This is a genomic window from Paucibacter sp. KBW04 (assembly GCF_003852425.1).
Classification (GTDB): domain Bacteria; phylum Pseudomonadota; class Gammaproteobacteria; order Burkholderiales; family Burkholderiaceae_C; genus Paucibacter_A.
This window is the reverse complement of sequence record NZ_QAJN01000021.1, coordinates 1-20,517: the sequence shown is the minus strand read 5'-3', so window position 1 is coordinate 20,517 and position 20,517 is coordinate 1. Positions and strand designations below refer to the sequence as shown.

General features: G+C 63.6%; 23 protein-coding genes. 16 read left to right on the top strand and 7 right to left on the bottom strand.

The annotated features are described in order from the left end of the window. Positions 1-8: 8 nt before the first annotated feature. Entirely contained in the window at positions 9-1,229 is a 1,221-nt protein-coding gene (locus tag DBR47_RS23180; RefSeq protein ID WP_231512468.1) for a rhodanese-like domain-containing protein, read from the bottom strand. A 133-nt stretch (positions 1,230-1,362) separates the two neighbouring features. Next, entirely contained in the window at positions 1,363-1,575 is a 213-nt protein-coding gene (locus DBR47_RS23175; RefSeq protein ID WP_124454633.1) for a hypothetical protein, read from the bottom strand. Between the two features lie 302 nt (positions 1,576-1,877). Here DBR47_RS23175 and DBR47_RS23170 point away from each other — a divergent pair, with 302 nt between their 5' ends. After that, entirely contained in the window at positions 1,878-2,438 is a 561-nt protein-coding gene (locus tag DBR47_RS23170; RefSeq protein WP_124454631.1) for a thymidine kinase, read from the top strand. A gap of 84 nt (positions 2,439-2,522) precedes the next feature. Here the strand turns inward: DBR47_RS23170 and DBR47_RS23165 are convergent, their stop codons facing one another. Continuing rightward, complete coding sequence (locus DBR47_RS23165) at positions 2,523-2,759, bottom strand: hypothetical protein (protein ID WP_124454629.1); 237 nt, start codon at positions 2,757-2,759, stop codon at positions 2,523-2,525. A gap of 198 nt (positions 2,760-2,957) precedes the next feature. Then, positions 2,958-3,716, bottom strand: coding sequence for an enoyl-CoA hydratase/isomerase family protein (locus DBR47_RS23160; RefSeq protein ID WP_124454627.1), 759 nt, complete (start codon positions 3,714-3,716; stop codon positions 2,958-2,960). A gap of 213 nt (positions 3,717-3,929) precedes the next feature. On the opposite strand from DBR47_RS23160, the gene DBR47_RS23155 reads away from it, so the two are divergent. The 3 genes from DBR47_RS23155 to DBR47_RS23145 all read left to right on the top strand — a co-directional run bounded on the left by DBR47_RS23155 (position 3,930) and on the right by DBR47_RS23145 (position 7,554). Then, positions 3,930-4,967 (top strand): branched-chain amino acid ABC transporter permease, encoded by a 1,038-nt coding sequence (locus DBR47_RS23155; protein ID WP_124454625.1) that lies wholly within the window; start codon positions 3,930-3,932, stop codon positions 4,965-4,967. Positions 4,968-5,034: 67 nt separating this feature from the next. Continuing rightward, positions 5,035-6,813 (top strand): ATP-binding cassette domain-containing protein, encoded by a 1,779-nt coding sequence (locus DBR47_RS23150; protein ID WP_124454623.1) that lies wholly within the window; start codon positions 5,035-5,037, stop codon positions 6,811-6,813. Positions 6,814-6,816: 3 nt separating this feature from the next. Continuing rightward, complete coding sequence (locus DBR47_RS23145) at positions 6,817-7,554, top strand: ABC transporter ATP-binding protein (RefSeq protein WP_124454620.1); 738 nt, start codon at positions 6,817-6,819, stop codon at positions 7,552-7,554. Between the two features lie 4 nt (positions 7,555-7,558). Here DBR47_RS23145 and DBR47_RS23140 read toward each other — a convergent pair whose 3' ends face one another. Continuing rightward, the gene (locus DBR47_RS23140; RefSeq protein ID WP_124454618.1) at positions 7,559-8,647 is read right to left on the bottom strand and encodes a calcium:proton antiporter; all 1,089 of its coding nucleotides are present in this window, start codon (positions 8,645-8,647) and stop codon (positions 7,559-7,561) included. An 84-nt stretch (positions 8,648-8,731) separates the two neighbouring features. Between DBR47_RS23140 and DBR47_RS23135 the strand changes: the two genes are divergently transcribed. The 7 genes from DBR47_RS23135 to DBR47_RS23105 all read left to right on the top strand — a co-directional run bounded on the left by DBR47_RS23135 (position 8,732) and on the right by DBR47_RS23105 (position 13,467). After that, positions 8,732-9,202 (top strand): CreA family protein, encoded by a 471-nt coding sequence (locus DBR47_RS23135; RefSeq protein WP_124454615.1) that lies wholly within the window; start codon positions 8,732-8,734, stop codon positions 9,200-9,202. Between the two features lie 55 nt (positions 9,203-9,257). Next, on the top strand, positions 9,258-9,905 hold the full coding sequence (locus DBR47_RS23130; RefSeq protein ID WP_124454613.1) for a hypothetical protein: 648 nt from the start codon (positions 9,258-9,260) through the stop codon (positions 9,903-9,905). A gap of 391 nt (positions 9,906-10,296) precedes the next feature. After that, on the top strand, positions 10,297-10,491 hold the full coding sequence (locus DBR47_RS23125; protein ID WP_124454611.1) for a hypothetical protein: 195 nt from the start codon (positions 10,297-10,299) through the stop codon (positions 10,489-10,491). Positions 10,492-10,542: 51 nt separating this feature from the next. Further along, a complete protein-coding gene (locus DBR47_RS23120) occupies positions 10,543-10,809 on the top strand; it encodes a hypothetical protein (RefSeq protein ID WP_124454609.1) in 267 nt (88 codons plus the stop codon). Positions 10,810-10,987: 178 nt separating this feature from the next. After that, entirely contained in the window at positions 10,988-11,854 is an 867-nt protein-coding gene (locus tag DBR47_RS23115) for an HDOD domain-containing protein (protein ID WP_124454607.1), read from the top strand. Positions 11,855-11,978: 124 nt separating this feature from the next. Further along, positions 11,979-12,812 (top strand): ABC transporter six-transmembrane domain-containing protein, encoded by an 834-nt coding sequence (locus DBR47_RS23110; protein ID WP_124454604.1) that lies wholly within the window; start codon positions 11,979-11,981, stop codon positions 12,810-12,812. Positions 12,813-12,861: 49 nt separating this feature from the next. Continuing rightward, complete coding sequence (locus tag DBR47_RS23105; RefSeq protein ID WP_124454602.1) at positions 12,862-13,467, top strand: methyltransferase domain-containing protein; 606 nt, start codon at positions 12,862-12,864, stop codon at positions 13,465-13,467. Positions 13,468-13,482: 15 nt separating this feature from the next. Here DBR47_RS23105 and DBR47_RS23100 read toward each other — a convergent pair whose 3' ends face one another. Then, positions 13,483-13,965, bottom strand: coding sequence for an Lrp/AsnC family transcriptional regulator (locus DBR47_RS23100; RefSeq protein WP_124454600.1), 483 nt, complete (start codon positions 13,963-13,965; stop codon positions 13,483-13,485). Positions 13,966-14,087: 122 nt separating this feature from the next. Here DBR47_RS23100 and hppD point away from each other — a divergent pair, with 122 nt between their 5' ends. Then, positions 14,088-15,218: a 4-hydroxyphenylpyruvate dioxygenase gene (gene hppD, locus DBR47_RS23095; protein WP_124454598.1), complete on the top strand. Its 1,131-nt coding sequence runs from the start codon at positions 14,088-14,090 to the stop codon at positions 15,216-15,218. A gap of 57 nt (positions 15,219-15,275) precedes the next feature. Here hppD and DBR47_RS23090 read toward each other — a convergent pair whose 3' ends face one another. Then, positions 15,276-16,184 (bottom strand): triacylglycerol lipase, encoded by a 909-nt coding sequence (locus DBR47_RS23090; protein WP_124454596.1) that lies wholly within the window; start codon positions 16,182-16,184, stop codon positions 15,276-15,278. 55 nt (positions 16,185-16,239) lie between these two features. Here DBR47_RS23090 and DBR47_RS23085 point away from each other — a divergent pair, with 55 nt between their 5' ends. The 4 genes from DBR47_RS23085 (at position 16,240) to DBR47_RS23070 (ending at position 20,430) form a co-directional block, all read left to right on the top strand. After that, complete coding sequence (locus tag DBR47_RS23085) at positions 16,240-16,983, top strand: FFLEELY motif protein (protein WP_197047240.1); 744 nt, start codon at positions 16,240-16,242, stop codon at positions 16,981-16,983. Between the two features lie 75 nt (positions 16,984-17,058). Beyond that, positions 17,059-18,804 (top strand): long-chain-fatty-acid--CoA ligase, encoded by a 1,746-nt coding sequence (locus tag DBR47_RS23080; RefSeq protein WP_124454594.1) that lies wholly within the window; start codon positions 17,059-17,061, stop codon positions 18,802-18,804. Between the two features lie 5 nt (positions 18,805-18,809). After that, the gene (locus DBR47_RS23075; RefSeq protein WP_124454592.1) at positions 18,810-19,778 is read left to right on the top strand and encodes an MBL fold metallo-hydrolase; all 969 of its coding nucleotides are present in this window, start codon (positions 18,810-18,812) and stop codon (positions 19,776-19,778) included. A gap of 22 nt (positions 19,779-19,800) precedes the next feature. Beyond that, positions 19,801-20,430 carry a 2'-5' RNA ligase family protein gene (locus DBR47_RS23070; RefSeq protein WP_124454590.1) on the top strand — a complete coding sequence of 210 codons (630 nt, stop codon included), beginning with the start codon at positions 19,801-19,803 and terminating at the stop codon, positions 20,428-20,430. Positions 20,431-20,517 lie beyond the last annotated feature (87 nt).

Below are 20,517 nucleotides of genomic sequence, written 5' to 3'. Positions count from 1 at the left end.
AGCGCTAATCAAGGCGTCGTCTCGATCTTGTAGCCCGCGGCCCGCCATTCGGGGAAGCCGCCACGGAACCAGAACACCTTGCTGTGGCCGGCCTTAAGCGCAGCATGGCTGGCCTTGAAGCTCTTCCAGCATTCCGCCCCATTGCAGGCGAAGACCAGGGGCTGGGCCTTGTCGGCCGGCAGCTTGGCCAGCTCGAACTTATCGTCCTCAGCCTTGAAGTCCGCCTCCTTGGCGCTCTTCTCGCCATAGGGCAGCAACTTGGCACCGGCCACATGGCCGGCCTTGTATTCGCTCTCGGCCCGGGTGTCGAATAGCAGGGCACCGCCCTGCAGCAGCTTGGCGACGGCAGCGGCGTCCACCACCGTCGCGCCGGGCAGGGCGCGCGGCGTGAAATAACCCAGGGTGGACACATATTCAAAGGCCTCGGCCGCCACCGGTTGCAGCTTCAAGCTGGCCAGAGGCGAATTGCCGGTGGCGGCGCTGAGCGTCGTGCGCAAGCCTTCCACCGAGGGCAAGACCCCCGGCTTGATCGCCACACTGAGGCCTGGCACGGCCTTGCTCTGCATGACGGCCTTGAGCGGCTCGCCGCCGGCCTGCCAGCGCTCGAACACGCTGCGCTCCACCGCCACCACATCGCAGCGGCGGATCTGCAAACACACCAGCAAGGCGTCCTGGTAGCGGCTTTCCACCAGAGTGCTGAAATGCTTTTTGAGCGTGCTGTTGGCGGCATTGACCTCGCCGCGCAACAAATAGGTGACGACGCTGTCCTGCTGAGGCAGGCCCAGGCGCTTGCCGGCCGCCTCGGCCAGGCTGTTGATGGGGCTGCTCTGCGAAGCCACCAGCACCGCTTGCACCGGCTTTTCCACCGTGGCCAAAGGCAGATAGCCGGAGCGGATGGCGCTGCCCACCACATGGGCGGGGCCCACCACCAGATCGTTCAGGCGCGCGCGGGTGGCGCTGAGGTCGGCCGTGGCGTCGCTGGATTGGCTGATCTGCAGGCCCAGACCGCGTTCTCGGCGCAGACCTTGCTCAAGACCGGCTTTCCAGTCGCTGTACACCGAGTAACGCGACTGCTCGGCCTGGTCGCCGGGGTTGATGACGATGCTGAAGGGCTGGGCCTGCGCGGCCGCGCTGCCCAGCAGGGCGGCCAAGGCCAGCACCAAGGGCATTGCCAGGGGCGCGGGGGGCAGCGCGGACCTGGCGGTGTTGGGGGAGGGGGTGAGCTTCATGCGCGCGAGTCTAGGTGAATCGACATGACAAAAAGGCCGCATTGTGGGCGGCCATGACATCGTTCACGAAAGGAATCTTTGCCGGGTGCGCTGCACGCACCGGGCCTAGGAAAACTGGGCGATAGCGCCCGCTTCAGGCCGCGTCTTTGGGCTTGGCGCAGGCCGGCTTACACACCACTTCGGTACGACCCAGAACCCGCTTGGACTGCAAGTTACTGGGCGTGCGGTGCTTGCCGCATTTGAAACAGGATCGGGTATGACCGCTGCCGAGGAAAGGAGAGCCACCGAGCTTGGACTCATAACGCAGGCCGTTGTCGCTCACGGCGGTGTAGGTGTCTTTGGTCATTGATGTCACTGGTTCGCGGAACAGACCACCGGCGCGAGGGGCGCAGGTGGCGCAGATTGCCTTGACTACATTCAGCCCTCCCGACAATAGTAGGCCCGCGATCCGACATTTGACTAGCTCGCTTGCCCCAGGTTTTGTCACAATCGCGGTCCGCCGGACACCTAAATAGGGGGATTCGACGAAGCAGCCGGTGCAAACCGGCTAAGCCCGCCCGGATTGCCTCTTTTTCAGCAATTGCCCGGGCCAAGCTTTTTCTCTTCTTTTTCTCTTTTTTGGCGCGCCCCGCCCTGCCCACCTCAGCCATGGCCAAACTGTTCTTCCGCTACGCCGCCATGAATGCCGGCAAGTCCACGGCGCTTTTGCAGGTCGCTTACAACTACGAGGAGCGCGGCCACCGGGTGCGTCTGTTCACCGCCCAGGTGGACGACCGCTACGGCCGTGGCCAGATCACCTCGCGCCTGGGGCCCCATCGCGAGGCCGAGCTGTTCCAGCCCGACACGGACTTTCTGGCCCTCTTCCATGCCGGCGAGAAGATTGCCTGCATCCTGATCGACGAGGCGCAGTTTCTGCAGAAAGCCCAAGTCTGGGCCCTGCACGAGCTGGCCCATCTGCACAATGTGCCGGTCATCTGCTACGGCCTGCGCACCGACTTCCAGGGCGAGTTGTTCAGCGGCTCGGCCAGCCTGCTGGCCCTGGCCGACGAGATGGACGAGATGAAAACCATCTGCGACTGCGGCCGCAAGGCGACAATGAATATGCGGGTGGATGCCAGCAACCGCAAGGTGACCGAGGGGCAGCAGGTCGAGATCGGCGGCAATGCGCGCTACCGCTCGGTGTGTGGCCGCTGCTTCAGGCAGAACTGAAGCGGCTCAGGGGCACAAAAAAACAGGCCAGAACGCTCACGCGCTGGCCTGCTTTGCTGGAATGCTCAATTCAGGGTTGCTGAATCAAGGCTTGGCCAGTTGTTCGTCCAGTTCCTTGCAGGAAGGGGCGCAAACGGGTTGAGACTTGCCCAAGAGCTTCTTGGACTTGAGCATCGCACGCGGACGATGTTTGCCGCACAAAAAGCACGACATGGTTGCTGCACCAAAGGATGAGGTCGCTGCAAAAGGCGAGCCCGGTGCTTTAGAGCGGTAGCGCAGACCATCGGCTTCGATGGTCGTTTTAGTACTGTCCTTGGCCACGTTGGTCCTGATAGTGAGTTAATGAGAGTGCCAAAACGATCAGTGACCCAGCTTTCCTCGACTGGGGCACTGACGCATGTGCCAACTCCTCTATTTTCCCACGTTCTGGGCTTGCGTCGGGAACGGCTTTGGGCGACTTGAGGCCTGACATGACAGGGGATTCCCTGATGCCGCCCCCAAAACCCCCTCAAATAGCGCTTATCGCCCCATAAACCGGGGGGTTCGACGCTCACTCCAGGCGGCCACGCCCTCGGCCAGATCGGCCGAGGCATTGGCCTGCGCAATATCGGCCTGCAAGGCCTGGCGGTCCAAGTCCCCCCGGGCGATGGCGTTAAGGTGTTTCTTCATGCCCAGTAGGGCCAGCGGCGCCATGGCCAGCAATTGATCTAGCAACTGCTGGGTGGCCGCCTCCAGTTCGGCGGGCTCCTCCAGCATGCGGTCCAAGAATCCACAAGCCAGCATCTCGGGGCCACGCAGGGTCTCGCCCGCCAGCAGCACCCGCTTGGCCTGTTGCAGGCCCAGGCGACTGACATAGCGCTGCAAGCCGCCGCGGTAGAAATGCAGCCCAAGTCGGGCGGCGGGCACAAACATCTCGCTGCGGGCGAGGCCCAGGCGGAAGTCACAAGCCAGGGCCAGATCGGTGGCTCCGCCGTAGACGCCGCCCTGGATGGCGACCACGGTGATGGGGCGCGCCGCCTCCCAGTCATCCGACAAGGCCTCGAACAAGGCGCCCGCGTCGACCCCGGGCACGGCGCCGATATTGAAGCCGCTGCAGAAATGCCGCCCTTCGCCCTGCAGCAGCAGCACGCGGATCTCGGGGCTGGCGTTGATTTGGCGGAGCTGCTCGCGCAGGGTCTGCAAGTCTTCGATTTCCAGGCGATTCGCCAGGCGCGGGCGGCGCAGGGTGATGCGGGCGAGGGAGCCTTCGAGCTCTAGGGTGGGGGCGTGTCCGGACATAGGGAGAGCAAGCTTAGCACCCGCCTTCCAGACCCAAGGGCGGCGTGAGCAGGGGCCGAGAGCGCCGGAGCAAACAAGGCCAAAAGTATTTTCGCCCGACCGGTCGGGCGGAAGTTTTGTGTTTTGTCAATGCGGCGCTGCACCAAGAGGACTACTCAAGTTTTTGATTAGAGTGGGTCAAACGCTGAAAATTACCCGGAGACAGGTCTTTCCATGGATTTCTCAATCGCCAGCATCCTGATGCTCGACGGTCTGACCAATGGCGCGATCTATGCGCTCTTGGCCCTGGCCACGGTGCTCGTGTTCGCTGTGACACGCATCATCTTCATTCCCCAGGGCGAGTTCGTGGCCTTTGGCGCCCTGACCCTGGCCGGCCTGCAAATGGGCAAGACGCCCGGCACCATCACCTTCCTGTTGAGCATGACGGCCCTGGTCGCCCTGCTGGATCTGGTGGCCGGCCTGCGCGCCGGCAAGCCTGTGAGCCATGTGCTGGCTCGCGTGCTGCGTGCGGCCATCGCCCCCGCGCTGATTGGCGGCCTCGCACTGTGGGCGGCGCCGCAACAACTGCCCCTGGTCTTGCAGGTGCTGCTGACCCTGGCCATCGTCACCGCCATGGGCCCCCTGCTTTATCGCCTGGCTTATGAGTCCCTGGCCGATGCCTCGGTGCTGGTGCTCTTGATCGTCTCGGTGGGCGTGCACTTCGCCCTGACCGGCCTGGGTCTGGTGTTCTTCGGCGCCGAGGGCTCGCGCAACCCCAGCTTCTGGGACGCCAGCTTCAATCTGGGCCCCCTGCTGATCTCGGGCCAGACCCTGATCATCATCCTCAGCTCCCTGGCCTTGATCGTCATGCTGTGGTTGTTCTTCGAGCGCAGCCTTTACGGCAAGGCCTTGCGGGCCACGGCGGTGAACCAGCTGGGTGCGCGCCTGATGGGCATCTCCAGCAGCTCGGCCGGGCGTCTGTCCTTCACCATGGCAGCCTTCATCGGCGCGCTATCGGGCGTCTTGATCAGCCCCACCACCACCATCTTTTACGACAGCGGTTTTCTGATCGGCCTCAAGGGCTTTGTGGCCGCCGTCTTTGCAGGCCTGGCCAGCTATCCCGGTGCCGCGCTGGGCGCCGTGCTGGTGGGTCTGTTGGAGTCCTTCAGCTCCTTCTGGGCCAGCTCCTTCAAGGAGGTGATCGTGTTCACCTCCATCCTGCCCGTGCTGCTGTGGCGCTCGCTGCGCAACCCGCATTCAGAAGAATCTTAAGACTTGCGGGACAGACCTTGCTGTACTCAGCAAGGTCTGTCCCCAACTGACTGGGTACTCAATTGATATGAACCTGAGAAAAATCGCCCCCCTGGCGGGCCTGGTCCTGCTGTTCGCCCTGCCCTTGCTGCCGGTGCCCGAGTTCTGGATCACCCAGCTCAACTACATCGGCCTGTTTGCCCTGGTCAGCGCCGGCCTGGTGCTCTTGACCGGCGTCGGCGGCCTCACCTCCTTCGGCCAAGCCGCCTTCGTGGGCCTGGGCGCTTACACCACGGCTGTGCTCTGTACCCATTACGCGCTCTCGCCCTGGCTGGGCCTGCTCGTCGGGCTGGCCATCACCGCCGTGGTCGCCCTGATGTTGGCCTTGCTGACCTTGCGCATGTCGGGCCATTACCTGCCCCTGGCCACCATCGCCTGGGCGCTGAGCCTGAACTACACCATGGCGAATATGGAGTTCCTGGGCAAGTACGACGGCATCCAGGGTCTGCCGCCCATCTACTTTTTGGGCATCAGCTTGCAGGACGGTCGGGCCATCTACTACCTGATCTGGGTGATCGCACTGCTGGCGGCCTGGGGCTTGCGCAATCTGCTCGATTCCCGCCCCGGCCGCGCCATTCGCGCCCTCAACGGCGCCACCACCATGGCCGAGGCCATGGGCGTCTCGACCTTCCGCTACAAGGTGGTGATCTTTGTGCTGGCAGCCCTGCTGGCCTCGGTCTCGGGCTGGCTGTTTGCCCACCTGCAACGCACCGTCAACCCCAGCCCCTTCGGTCTGAAGATGGGCATCGAGTACCTCTTCATGGCCGTGGTCGGCGGCGTAGGCACGGTGTGGGGCGCGTTTGTGGGCGCGGGCGTGTTCAAGATCATCGAAGACCAACTGAAGGAAATCCTGCCCGCCTTGCTGGGCAGCAGCGGCAATTTCGAAATCATCGTGCTGGGCATCGTGCTGGTGCTCATCATCAAGTACGCGCCCAAAGGCATCTGGCCCTATGCCACCGCGGCCCTGGCACGCTGGTTCCCAGCCGAACCACGCCAGCGCGACTGGCAAGACGCCGCGCCCCTGGCCGCCCGCCCCAAGCCCGCCCCCAAGGAGCTGCTGCTGGATGTGGACAAGGTGCGCAAGCAGTTTGGCGGCCTGGTGGCGGTGAACGATGTGTCCTTCCAGATCCATGTCGGCGAGATCATCGGCCTGATCGGCCCCAATGGCGCGGGCAAGTCCACCACCTTCAATCTGATTTCCGGCGTGCTGCCCCTGAGCAGCGGCAATGTCTCCTTCCGTGGCCAGGCCATAGGCGGCAAGCCCTCGCGGGAGATCGCCCGCAGCGGAATGTCGCGCACCTTCCAGCATGTGAAGATGATTGCCGATATGACGGTGCTGGAAAACGTCGCCCTGGGCGGCTATCTGCGCAGCAGCAAGGACACGGTGCAAGCCCTGCTACGCCTGGACCGCGAGGAAGAAAAGCGCCTGTTTGCCGAGGCCGAGCGCCAGCTGCAACGCATAGGCATGGGTGAGCAGATGTTCGAGCTGGCCGGCAATTTGGCCCTGGGCCCGCAGCGCCTGATGGAGATCGCCCGTGCCCTGTGTACCGACCCGGCCCTGCTGCTGCTGGACGAGCCTGCCGCCGGCCTGCGCCACAAGGAAAAGCAGGCGCTGGGTGATGTCTTGCGCCAGCTGCGCCAGGAAGGCATGAGCGTGCTGCTGGTGGAACACGATATGGAGTTTGTGATGGGCCTGACCGACCGCATCGTCGTGATGGAATTCGGCACCAAGCTGATCGAGGGCACGCCGGAGGTGATCCAGGCCAGCCCCATCGTGCGGGCCGCCTACCTCGGGACGGAGCACTGAAGCATGACTAGCAATCTTTTACTGGAAGTCCAAGGCCTGCACGCCGGCTACGGCCGTGCCGAGGTGCTGAGCAATCTAAGCCTGCGCCTGCCCGAAGGTTCGGTCGTGACCGTCATCGGCCCCAATGGCGCGGGCAAGAGCACGACGCTGAATGCCTTGATGGGTGTCTTGCCAGCCAAAGGCCAGATCAAACTGGCGGGCGAGGACATCAGCCGCTTAGGGCTGGAGGAGCGGGTGATGAAGGGCCTGGCCCTGGTGCCTGAGAAGCGCGAGCTCTTCACCACCATGAGTGTGGAGGACAACCTGGTCCTCGGCGGCTACCGGCCCATGCGCCTGGGCCAGCGCGATTGGCGCGAGGGCCTGGAAAAGGTCTACGCCCTCTTCCCGCGCCTGAAGGAGCGGCGCGAGCAACTCTCGGGCACCTTGTCGGGCGGCGAGCGCCAGATGCTGGCCGTGGGTCGGGCTCTGATGGCCCAGCCCAAAGTCTTGATGCTGGACGAGCCCTCGCTGGGCTTGGCGCCGCTGATCGTCAAAGAGATCTTCCGCATCGTCTCGCGCCTACGCGATACCGGTGTGGCCATCCTCTTGATCGAGCAGAACGCCCGCGCCGCGCTGGAGGTGGCCGACTACGGCTATGTGCTGGAGACCGGCGAGATCGGCCTGCAAGGCCCGGCCGCCGAGCTGGCCCGTGACCCGCGGGTGATCGAGACCTATCTGGGGACGGCCAAGACGCACAAATAAACAGTTAGGGAACCACGGCCAAAAAGAGGAAAACGGCGAACAAAACCAGGTGCACCGCGCCATGCAGCACGGTGGCCCGGCCCGTGCCCAAGGTCAGGGTGCCGACCCCAAAGGTCAGCATCAGCAAGACCATATGGGTGTTTGAGAGGCCCAGCACCAGGGAAGTGGGCAGGAAAAGCGACAGCAGGGCCACGGCGGGAACGGTCAGGCCAATGCTGGCGATGCCTGAGCCCAGGGCCAAGTTCAGGCTGGTTTGCAGGCGATTGGCCATGGCCGCGCGCACGGCCGCCAGGGTTTCGGGCAGCAACACCAGCAAGGCGATGATCACGCCCACCACCGCCAGAGGGGCGCCGGCTTGGCGCACGCCGGCCTCGATGGAGGGCGCTAGCAATTTGGCCAGGCCCACCACGCCCACCAGGCAAATCATCAGCAAGACCAGGCTGATCAAGGCCACGGCCGTGGACGGCGGCGGCGCATGGGCGTCGTCGTCCGCGCCATCGGCGGGCAGGAAGTAGTCGCGATGGCGCACGGTCTGCACGAACACGAAGACGCCGTAAAGCAGCAGCGAAGCCACACCGGCAAAGGCCAGTTGCGCGTTCGAGAACGTCGGACCGGGTGAGCTGGTCGTGAAGCTAGGCAGCACCAGCGTCAGCACGCTGAGTGCCACCAGCACGGCCAGGGCGGGGCTGGTGCCCTCAACCTTGAAGGCCACCTCTTTGTAGCGCACGCCGCCCAGCAAGATGCACAGGCCGACGATGCCGTTGCAGACAATCATGATGGCCGAGAACACCGTGTCGCGCGCCAGGGCATTGGTGCCCTCGCCGCCGGCCAGCATCAGAGACACGATCAGCGCCACCTCGATCACCGTCACCGCCACCGCCAGCAACAAAGAGCCCAGCGGCTCGCCCACCCGATGCGCCACCACCTCGGCGTGGTGGACGGCGGCCAGCACCGCCGCGATCAAGGCCGCCGACACCAGGCCCAAGGCCCAAGCCGACAAACTGGCCCCTCCCATACCCAGCAAGAGCCCTGCGGCAAGCACCGGGGCAATAAGAGTCCAGACGGGCAAGGCGGTGGGCAGTTTTTTGATCATGGTGCAAGCATAAAGGCAAGCGGCGGCGGGGCAGGCCCGTCTGGCTGATACTGGCGCTTCTTGTTCCAGCCTCGGACGCTACGCATGAAAAAGACTCTGACTCTGATCGCCCTGCCCCTGCTCTTGTGCAGCAACGCCAGCGCCGATGCGGTGGGTGAGGTCGACACCGTCTTCAAGCTGATTGGCCCCGACCACAAAATCGTGGTCGACGCCCATGACGACCCCAAGGTGCAGGGCGTCAGCTGCTATGTCTCCCGCGCCAAGACCGGCGGCATCAAGGGCGCATTCGGCCTGGCCGAGGACAAGTCTGAGGCCTCCATCGCCTGCCGCCAGACCGGCCCTATCAGCTTCAACAAGCCCCTGCCCCAGCAGGAAGAGGTGTTCAATGAGCGCGCATCCCTGGTGTTCAAACGCCTGCGCGTGGTTCGCATGGTGGATCTCAAGCGCAACACCCTGGTCTACCTGACCTATTCCGATCGGGTCATTGAAGGTTCGCCCCAGAACAGCGTGACGGCCGTGCCGGTGGACCGGGCCACGCCCATTCCCATGAAGTAGGGCCAAGCCCAGGACCTGAGAAAGGGGCGGATCAACAAGGCTTTATCATTCGCCCATGTCATCCGCGCCTGTGGACGTCGCCCAAGTCCGTCTGGACAACGCGATGCTCCTGTTTGAAGAATTCGTCGCCGCCTCCGTCAAGCACCCCGATCCCGCCACCTTGCGTGGGCTGGAGCGGCGCTTTGCCGAGCGTTTGCAAATCCAGCCCAGCTATTGGAGCCAGATCAAGAGCCGCTCACGCCAGATCGGCGAGCGCCTGGCGCGACAGTTCGAGCAGCTGTTTCACAAGCCGCCTTACTGGATGGACCAGCCGCATGGCGCCGACCCTTCGGGCAAGGGCGCCGAGCTTGCCGCGGCGGCCGACAGCAATCCCAGCGTGCCGCAAGATGATGATGAACGCTTTATCGTCGGCCTGGTGCTTACCTACTACCGCCGCCACCCTCAGCGCGCCCGCACCCGTCTGCTGGACCTGCTGGGTGAGGTGCTGACCCCGCCCACTGCAGCAGCCACAGCCCCCCCTGCGCCCAGCAGCGCCAGCACCGCAGCCAAGACCGGCAAGGCCGAGAACCCCGTGAAAATCGGGGCTGTGGCGCGACCGGGCCCGGCGCCTGCACCGAAGGCCGCCCCCGGCGGCGCGGCCGAACTGGACGAATGGCGGCGCTTGCAGCAAGGCATCGCACCACTCAAACCCAAGAAGCGCTGAGCCTCAGCCCGGAATGCCAACTTCTGGCATTCTTTATCTTTTTGGATAAAAACAACTTGCGCTTGATAAACAATTGTTTATCATCTGCGCAAGTTGTGACGAGACTCGTCGCAACGAGGTTTCTCCCCCTGCACCACCGCCCCTGCAGCCTTGCGCTGATCGGGGCTTGACCGTCCGCCCAGCCGCTGCATTTTTGTCCCCGGCGCAGCTTGAGCAGACGCTGTTCCCTTAGCCCCTCGGGCTTGAACGACAAGTACTCCAGGCAGGCCTTGCCAAGCGAGTGCTGGCCCGTTTCTCGCCCCGTGTTTTCGCACTTGTTTCCGCTGCCGCGCCGCAGTCGCGCTGCCGCATTGCCCAAACCGCACAGGCACCTCGTGCCAGGAGTTGTTTTATGCCTCAATTCGTCTCGCCTCGCCCCCAAGCCCAGCGCTTGCTCAAACCTCGCAATCCCCTGGTCGCCCCCGCGCTGATGCGCCTGGCCGGCCGCCACGGCGGACTGCAGACCAAGGGCAAGCAGCGACAGAGCGCCCAGCGCGATCTGCAAAAGCAAATTCAAACCTTGGGCTCGCCAGACGGCGGGCCCTGATGTAGCGGCGCCTGTCTGCCCAGCCAGGCCGCGCCGCAAAGGAGAAAGATCATGTTGAGAGTGAGAGACTTGCACGGCGCTCATGACAGCGCCGAGGCCTGTGAACTGAGCCACGAAGCGTGGCGTTTGCGTCTGGTGCGCAGCCTGCTGTGGGCCAGCGCTGCATTGACCCGTTTGGCCTGCCGCTTGAGTCTGCGGCACGGGCGCCGCGGTCGTCGGCCCGAGCTGGAGTTCTACGGTGAGGCCGCTGCGCCCGAAGGCGCTTTGTATGTGGACGGCCATTTGTTTGGCACCTTGCCCGGCGTCAAGCGCCTGTGATGTCCTGGCCCTGCCGCCCACTGAAGCGGCGGCAGGGCCCCAGCCGAACAGGAGGCCTGGATTGCCCAACTTCCACCAAGCTTTTTCGTCGACCAGGCCCGCCCAGCTGAGCGAAGCTATGAACATCCATGCGCCCAGCCTGCTCAGCGCCAGGCCTTCACGATCCATTTCCGCCGCCATGACGTCCTCACCTGCCCGTTCTTCGCCCAACCTCGCCCTGAGCGCGCCTCTGCCCGATCTGGCCGCCTGGGTAGCCTTGTTCGCCAGGGCCGAAATTCCCGTGCTGGGCGAAACCGCGGACAAGCTGGAGCTGCTGCGTGCCAACGAAGATGCGGCCGACGCCAACAATCTGGGCGAGATGATCGCCAGCGACCCGCTGATGAGTTTGAAGGTTTTGGCCCATGTCGCCCATCAGCGTGCGACGCATCGCTCGGCCCGATTGCAGACCGATGCCGAGACCGTCATCGCCGCCCTGGTCCTGATGGGCATCACCCCCTTCTTTCGCGAGTTCGGCCCGCAGCCCATCGTGGAGGACAAGCTGGCCGCCCAGCCCTGGGCCTTGCAAGGCCTGCAGCGGGTGCTGCGACGCGCCGAGCGTGCCTCGCGCCTGGCCTTGGGCTTTGCCGTCCATCGCCTGGACCCGGATGCGCCGGTGATTCACAGCGCGGCCTTGTTGCATGACTTTGCCGAGATGCTGCTGTGGGTACATGCGCCCGAGCTGGCGCAAGAGATCCGCAAGCGGCAGATGGCCGACCGCCAGCTGCGCAGCGCCGAGGTGCAGCGCGCCGTGCTCAATATCGAGCTGAGCGATCTGGAGCAGGCCTTGATGGCGGAATGGCATCTGCCCGAACTGCTTCAACACATCACCGATGACAAGCGCGCCCATGACCCGCAGGTGCGTTGCGTCAATCTGGCCGTGCGTCTGGCCCGCCACACGGCGGATGGCTGGGACGATGAAGCCATCCCGGACGATGTGAGCGAGATCGCTGAGCTGCTCAATCTGAGCACCGAGGCCACCCTGACCCTGCTGCACGAATTCGACTGAGCTCGCGTTTCACCCGCTCCGCCGCCCATCCCTCAAAGCGCTTGGCTCTGGCCCCACATCGGCCAGGCCAGCGCCAGCCCGCCTGGCTCTTTGCCCAGGCCCGGCATTCACCCCAGAACTTGCCATGCGACCGAGTCAAATTTTCCGCGCCCATCGCGGCAGCATCAGCCTGAGCTATGGCCTGACCGTGGCCGAGAAGGCCTGTCTGCTCGCCCTGCCCGCGCTCACCGGCCTGGCCATCGACGAGCTGCTGGCACGCTCCCCCTGGGGTTTGCTGACCCTGCTTGTGGTCTGGCTCGCCCAGCTCTTCCTCGGCTGGGCCCGCCAGTGCTACGACACCCGCGTGTTCACCGGCATCTACGCCGAGCTGGCGCAGCACACGGCCATGGATCAGTCGGAACGCGGCGAGAGTCTCAGCCGCGTCGCCGGCCGTGTGGGCCTGGCGCGCGAGGTGGTGGACTTCTTCGAAGACGAGTTGCCGGCCATCGCGCAAAACCTGCTGGCGGTGATCGGTTCCCTGGTGATGGTGTTTGGCTATGACAGAGAGGCGGGCTGGATCGCGGCCTGCGTCTTGCTGCCCATGGGCGCGGCCAACTACTGGAACGGCCGCAAGGCAGCCCGCCTGCAACGCGCTTTGAACGGCCAGATCGAGCGTGAGGTCGATGCCCTGGCCAGCGCGCAAGCGCCGCGCCTGAACCGACACTTCGCCCTGCTGCGGCGTTGGCGGGTGGCGCTTTCGGACGGCCAGGCCGGTGTTTGGGCCATCACCGAGGGCGCCAGCGTGGCGGCCCTGGCCCTGATGCTCTGGGACTTCACCCACTCGCCCGCCTTCAGCGCCGGCGCGGCCTATGCCTTGATCGCCTATATGCGCGGCTTTCTCGATGGGCTGAACGATATGCCTTATGTGGTGAACAATCTCTTGAGCCTGCGCGATGTGCTGCGCCGCCTGCAGACCTGAGGCATAGCGGCGACACTTGCGCACTTCAACGCTATTGACCGAGGCAAACATGGCCGGCCCCAGCACCCAGTTCTGGCAAGAGAAATTCACGTCCGGGCAAACGCCCTGGGACCGCGGCAGCGCCCACCCGCAATTGCAGCTCTGGCTGGCGGCAGGCCTGATTCCGCCGCAGGCCCAGGTGTTGGTGCCCGGCTGCGGGCGCGGCCATGAGTTGGTGGCGCTGGGCCAAGCGGGCATCGCTGCCCTGGGGCTGGACTACACGCCGGCAGCCGTCGAGCTGGCGCGCGCCAATCTGGGCGCTCTGCCCGGCCGGGTCGAGCTGGCCGATGTGCTGCAGTGGCAAAGCCCCGCGCCCCAAGACATCGTCTACGAGCAGACCTGCTTGTGCGCCTTGCACCCCGATCACTGGCAACGCTATGCCCAGCAGATTCACCGCTGGCTCAAACCCGGTGGCCTGCTGCTGGCCTTGTTCATGCAGGCGCGGCGCGAGAGCGCCGAGCAGGGTGTGGTCGAAGGCCCGCCCTACCACTGCGACATCAACGCCATGCGCGCGCTGTTTCCCTCCGAATTATGGGATTGGCCCGCGCCGCCCTATACGGCCCAAGGCCATGAGCGTGGCTGGGCCGAGTTGGCCGTGGTGCTGCGCAAGCGCTAGCCTTTACACCGGAATCTAGACCGGCACGGCCGTCGTGTTCTTCAGCCGCTCCAGCACAAAGCTGGTCTTGCAGTCCTGCACGCTGGGGTGTTTGAGCAGGGTCTCGGTGATGAAGCGGGCGTAGTGGGCCATGTCCTGCACCACCACCCGCAGCAGATAGTCCATCTCCCCCGTCAGAGCCGCGCACTCGACCACCTCGGGCCAAGTCTGCACGGCGACGCGGAACAAGTCCATGGGGTTGCGCTTGTGGCTCTCGGTGTGCTTTTCCAGCCGCACATTGATGTAAGCCGTCAGGCCCAGGCCGACCTGCTCGGCCGGCACCAGGGCCACATAGGCCGAAATGACGCCCGACTCCTCCAAGCGCCGCACCCGCCGCAGCACGGCCGAGGCCGAGAGATTGACCTGAGCGGCCAGCGCGTCGTAGGTCACGCGGCCATCTATCTGCAACGCCCTCAAAATGCGCCGATCAATGGTATCGAGCTGTGTTTCACTTCCCATAGCAAAGATTCTCGCAGGATTCCTGCGCGGCCACGCAGGCTGGCGCCAGAGATCGCATGAATCCTGCGCCCCCAAAGCTCTACAGTCTTGACCTATCGCAAGACTTCCAACGGAGACAAGACATGCCATTCACACCTTGGGACAACCCCATGGGCACCGACGGTTTCGAGTTCATCGAATTCGCCGCCCCCAACCCCGCCGAACTGGGCAAGCTGTTTGAAACCATGGGTTTTTCCGCCGTGGCCAAGCACCGCCACAAGAACGTGACGCTCTATCGCCAAGGCGGTGTGAACTTCATCATCAACGCCGAGGCCGACTCCTTCGCTCAACGCTTCGCGCGCCTGCATGGCCCCTCGATCTGCGCCATCGCCTTCCGCGTCAAGGACGCCGCTCAGGCCTACAAGCGCGCCCTGGAACTGGGTGCCTGGGGCTTTGACAACAAGGCCGGCCCAATGGAGCTGAACATCCCGGCCATCAAGGGCATCGGCGACTCGCTGATCTACTTTGTGGACCGCTGGCAGGGCAAGGACGAGGCCCCGCAAGGCGCCATCGGCAATATCAGCATCTATGACGTGGACTTCGTGCCCTTGCTGGGCGCCGACGGTAAGGCCGTGGATGCCAACCCGGTGGGCCACGGCCTGACCTATATCGACCACCTGACGCACAACGTCTTCCGCGGTCGTATGAAGGAGTGGGCCGAGTTCTACGAGCGCCTGTTCAACTTCCGCGAGGTGCGCTACTTCGACATCGAAGGCAAGCTGACCGGCCTGAAGAGCAAGGCCATGACCAGCCCCTGCGGCAAGATCCGCATCCCCATCAACGAGAGCAGCGACGACAAGAGCCAGATCGCCGAGTACCTGCATCTGTACAGCGGCGAGGGCATCCAGCACGTGGCCCTGGGCACCGACCACATCTACAGCACCGTTGAAGGCATGAAGGCCACGGGCGTGGTGTTCCAAGACACCATCGACACCTATTTCGACCTGATCGACAAGCGCCTGCCCGGCCACGGCGAGCCGGTGGACGAGCTGCGCCGCCTGCGCATCCTGATCGACGGCGCCGCCCATCTGGACGCCCCGAATGAATTGCTGCTGCAGATCTTCACCAAGGAAGTGATCGGCCCCATCTTCTTCGAGCTGATCCAGCGCAAAGGCAACGAGGGCTTTGGCGAAGGCAATTTCAAAGCCTTGTTCGAAAGCATCGAGCTGGACCAGATCCGCCGCGGTGTTTTGAAGGAGGACGAGAAGGCCTAAGCCCTCGCTCGGCTTCTCAATCAACGCCCTGCCGCGCGCCGCGCTCAGGGCGTTTTTTTATGGCGCGTCGGCCTCGCGCAAATGCTGCAAGAGATCACTCAAGACCCGGGGCTCAAACACCATGGCCAAGTGGCCGATGGACGGCAACTCGATGGCTTTTGATCCCGGCAGCACGGCCGTCTGGGCCGGGCACACCATCTGGTCACAGCGGCTTAAGTAACAATCAAACTGAGCGCCAAAGTCGGCAGCCTCCTGCGCGGCCAGCTCGCGCAGCCAGCGGCTGCCCGGCCGCATCTGACGGGCGTTGGTCGCTGGCGAGAATTGGGCCAGCAAGGTGCCACCATGCGGTGTGCCCAAGGTCATCACACGCCGCACCCGGCCCGGCGCACCGTAACGCCGACACCAGGCCCGAATCGCCATGCCGCCCATGCTGTGCCCCACCAGGATGGGAGGACGGCCGCCACAAGCAGCATTGAGGCGCTGAACGGCGGCCTCGATGGGATCCGCATAGTGGTCGATGGAACCGAACAGCGGCTCCAGGCTCAGCGCCATGCAGGGATGGCCCTCCGCCTGCAAACGACGCATCCAGGGCGCCCACAGACCGCGGTTGCAGGCAAAACCATGCACCAGCAAGACACCGTGCCGAGGCGCAGCGTTTGAGGGGAGGAAGTCGGGCACCGCATGCTCGGCAAAAGGCAGCTGCCAGGACAGCACCTGTTCGCTGACCGGCACCTCCCGCCACCAGGCGCGCATGAGTTGAGACCACCGCGGCAAGTAGCCCGTGCCGGCGTTGATCCAGCGCAGAGCCATGAAGTTGGGCAGCAGCAAAATGGGATAGGCGAAAAACAGCAGCAAGGCCAGCAAGCCGCCCAGACCCGGCCGGCCCTGCAGCCAGAAATGAGCAAGCAAAGCCCCACTGAGAAGCACCCGCAGCAAGAGCTGCACTCTAAGCATCCACGCGTTCATGCGGGCAGTGTAGAAGGGCCGGGCACAATGGATTGATCACTTTGACGCCAATGCCATGGATTTAGACGTTTCTGCCGACGGCATATTGACCCAGCTGCAAGAGGTCGAGCGGCAGCGCAGCCTGCGTGAGTGCCAGCCCTTGCTGGCGGCACGGGTGGAGGCCCTGAAACGCTACCAGCAGCAACGCTTTTCCAAGACCTATGCCGACCTGCTGGCCAACGCCCGCTACGCTCAAGCCACCCGCTTCTTCTTACAGGAGTTGTACGGGCCCGGCGATTTCAGCCGCCGCGACGCGCAATTTGCCCGCGTGGTGCCGGCCTTGGTTCGCATCTTCCCTAGCGAGGTGGTGAGCACGGTCGCCAAGCTGGCCCATCTGCACGCCCTGTCCGAAAAGCTGGATACCCGCATGGCCCAGCTGCTAGGCAGTGAGTTGCTGAACCCACTGCATTACGCACAAGCCTGGCAGGCCTGCGGCGAGGCCGAGGGCCGCATGCGACAGATCGAACTAACGCTGGATGTCGGCGCATCGCTGGAACACCTGACCCGCAAGCCCCTGCTGCGCCAAGCCCTGCGCATGATGCGGGGCCCGGCCACGGCGGCCGGCCTGCCGGAGTTACAAAACTTCCTCGAAACCGGCTTCGACACCTTCAAGGCGATGAAGGGTGCGCAGGAGTTTCTGCAGACGATTCAGCAGCGCGAGACGCAGCTCGCACAAGCCTTGTTCGCGCCGGAGGCCTTGGCCAGATTGGCGAGCACACCCTGTCCCGCAGGTGACGAACCCCTAGGGCAATTACCCTAGCCATCACCAGGCCTGCCCGGCCACCATGCCCGCAGATGGCTTCGCCATTGACTGAACAAGCAATTGATCGGAGGCATGGTGCAGCACACTGAAGCGATCCTGGCTGAAGCCAAGGCAAGTCCGCAAACGAGGAGCTCGGCATCCAAACCCTGGTTGCAGAGCTACCCGCCTGGCGTGGCCGCTGAAATCGACGTCAAGGTTTATGGCTCTTTGGTGGACTTGTTGGAAGAATCCTTCCACAAGTACGCAGCAAGAGATGCAGCGGAATGCATGGGCCAACGACTGAGCTTTGGCCAGGTTGATGAGCAGTCCCGGGCCCTGGGCGCCTGGCTGCAAAACCAAGGTCTGGCCAAGGGGGCGCGGGTGGCCATCATGATGCCCAATGTCTTGCAGTACATGGTGGCGATTGCCGCCATCCTGCGAGCGGGCTTCATCGTGGTCAACGCCAATCCGCTCTACACCCCACGCGAGTTGGCCCATCAGTTGAAGGACTCGGGCGCCGAAGCCATCATCGTGCTGGAGAACTTCGCCGCTACCTTGGCAGAGGTCATTGCGCAGACTCAGGTCCGCCACGTCGTGCTGGCCTCGCTAGGCGATCAACTGAGCTGGTGGCGCGGCCCGCTGGTGAACTTCGCCGTTCGCCATGTGAAGAAGATGGTGCCGGAGTTCCGCCTGCCCCTGGACGGCGGCCGCAGCGTCACCCGCTTCAACAAGGCCGTAGAAAAGGGACGCGACCTCAGCTTCAAGAAGGTGGCGCTGGGGCCCAAGGACGTCGCCTTCCTGCAGTACACCGGCGGCACCACCGGCGTCTCCAAAGGGGCCACACTGTTGCACAGCAATGTGGTGGCGAATATCTTGCAAAGCGAAGCCTGGTTCGCGCCCACGCTCAAAGACCTGGGCGACAAGCCCCTGACCACCGTCTGCGCCCTGCCCCTGTATCACATCTTCGCTCTGACGGCCTGCTATATGCTCGGCGCCCGGCTGGGCATGATGAATCTGCTGATCCCTAACCCGCGGGACATCCCGGGTTTCGTCCGCACCCTGCAAAGCCACAAGGTCCATATCTTCCCGGCCGTGAACACCTTGTTCAACGCCCTGGCCAATGACGCTCAGTTTGCACGTTTGGATTTCAGTGAACTGCTGATCTCCAACGGCGGCGGCATGGCCGTGCAGCAGGCCACGGCCGAGAAGTGGCTGCGCATCACCGGCTGCCCGGTGGTGGAAGGGTATGGCCTGTCTGAAACCTCGCCGGTGGCCACCATCAACCGCTTGGATCTGAAGACCTTCAATGGCTCCATCGGCTTGCCCATGCCCTCGACCGAGATCGCCATCCGCGATGACGATGGCCATGATGTGGCCCTGGGCGAGCGGGGCGAAATCTGCATTCGCGGCCCCCAGGTGATGGCGGGCTACTGGAACCGACCGGATGAGACCGACCTGGTGATGGACGCGGACGGTTTTTTTAAGAGCGGCGACATCGGAATCATGGACGCCCAAGGCTATGTGCGCATCGTCGACCGCAAGAAAGACATGATTCTGGTCTCGGGCTTCAACGTCTACCCCACCGAGATCGAACAGGTCGTCAGCCTGCACCCGGGCGTCCTGGAATGCGCGGCGGTGGGCGTGCCCGACGCCCGCTCCGGCGAGGCCGTCAAGCTCTTCGTGGTGAAAAGCGACCCCGCCCTGGCCGAGGAAGACCTCAGTGCTTACTGCCATGATCAGCTGACCGCCTACAAACGCCCCAAGTACATCGAGTTCCGCGACGAGTTACCCAAGAGCAATGTGGGCAAGATCTTGCGGCGCGAGTTGCGTAGCAGCTGAGCCGAATGAACCACCTTCCAAGCGCAAGCCAAGCGGGCTTGCTTCCACCTGACATCACTCTGCTGGAGCGCGGCTGGTTGTCCTCCAACTCCCTGCTGCTGCATGACGAGAACCAAGGCGCTGTCCTGGTGGACAGCGGCTACGGCAGCCATCAAGCGCAAACCCTGGCCTTGGTTCGACATGCCTTGATCTCCCAGCGAATGCCGAGCTTGCGACTGATAGTCAACACTCACCTGCATTCCGACCACTGTGGCGGCAACGCCTTGCTGAGCCAGCATTTTGGCTGCGAGATCGCCATCCCGCCGGGAGAATTTGATGCGGCCCTGGCATGGGATCAACAGACACTCAGCTACGAGTCCACCGGCCAAAGCTGCCCACGTTTCAAGCCCGACCATGTCCTCCGGCCAGGCACACTCATTAAGCAAGGTGGGCGCCAATGGCAGGTGCTGGCCGCCCCGGGACATGACCCACATTCCATCATCTTGTTTGAGCCCGAATCCGGCATCCTGGTCTCGGCCGATGCCCTCTGGGAACATGGCTTCGGCATCGTGTTCCCCGCCATCACGGGTGAGGGCTTGGAGACCGAGCGGGGATTTGCCGAGGTCGAGGCCAGCCTCAATCTGATCGACACGCTGCCAGTACGCTTGGTCGTCCCTGGCCACGGCCCGGCGTTCAGCGATCTTGCCGGTGCCTTGCAAAGAGCGCGCAAGAAGCTGGACTATTTCAGACAAAACCCCGAGCGCCACGCCCGCCATGCGGCCAAGGCCTTGATCATGTTTCGCTTGCTGGAAGTGGGCCCACAGCCGCAGGCCAATTTTGTGGAATCGCTGCTCAAAACCCCGGTGCACCTGGCCATGTGGCGCGCCTACTTTGCTCAAGTCGACGCACAAGCCTGGACAAAAGAATTACTGACAGAATTGGCCCATCACGGTGCATTGAAGATGAGCCCGGAAATGGAGCTCTCCGCCCACTGATCCTCAAGCGAAGCACAAAACCATGCCCACGCAGCTCAATCTGCCTGGCTTTGCCCCAGAGGCACCACGAGCCATGCCGCCTGTCGTCAAGCCACAGGGAACGCAGGGCTTCAAACACAAATTGTTCTTCGCCATCTTCCCAGCTGCGGAGGAGGCCGAGCGTATTCATCTGCGGGCGGAAGGCCTGCGTCAGCAGCATCGATTGACCGAAGGGTTGATCGAAGCCGAGCGCCTACACATCACCTTGCACATGCTGGGTAACTATGCCGATCTCATCCCAGACGAACATATTGAAACTGCAGTCCAAGTTGCGGCCCGAGTTCAAGCCCAGAGCTTTGAAGTCGAACTCGATCACGCCTTGAGCCTTCAGCGCAACGGCGCCTTTGTACTCAGCGACACAAAACGAGAAAGCCCCTTCACCAACTTCCGCTGCGACTTGGTGCGGGCTCTGATTCAACATGGCTTTTCAAACCATCCTCGCGGAACTCCGCATATGACTCTGCTTTACAGCCGTCATCACCGCGTCGCGGAAGAGGCAATTCGCCCGATCCGCTTCCTAGTCCAACACTTCAGCCTGATCCACAGCCACACCGGCAAGCACCGTTATGAAGAATTAGGCCGCTGGAATTTAAGCCCCGACTCAAGACCGTAAGCCAGAGGCATCCAAATTCGAATCCCCAATGCAAAAACCCCCAACTCTTGCGAGCTAGGGGTTTTGACTTTGATATTAGCCTGACGA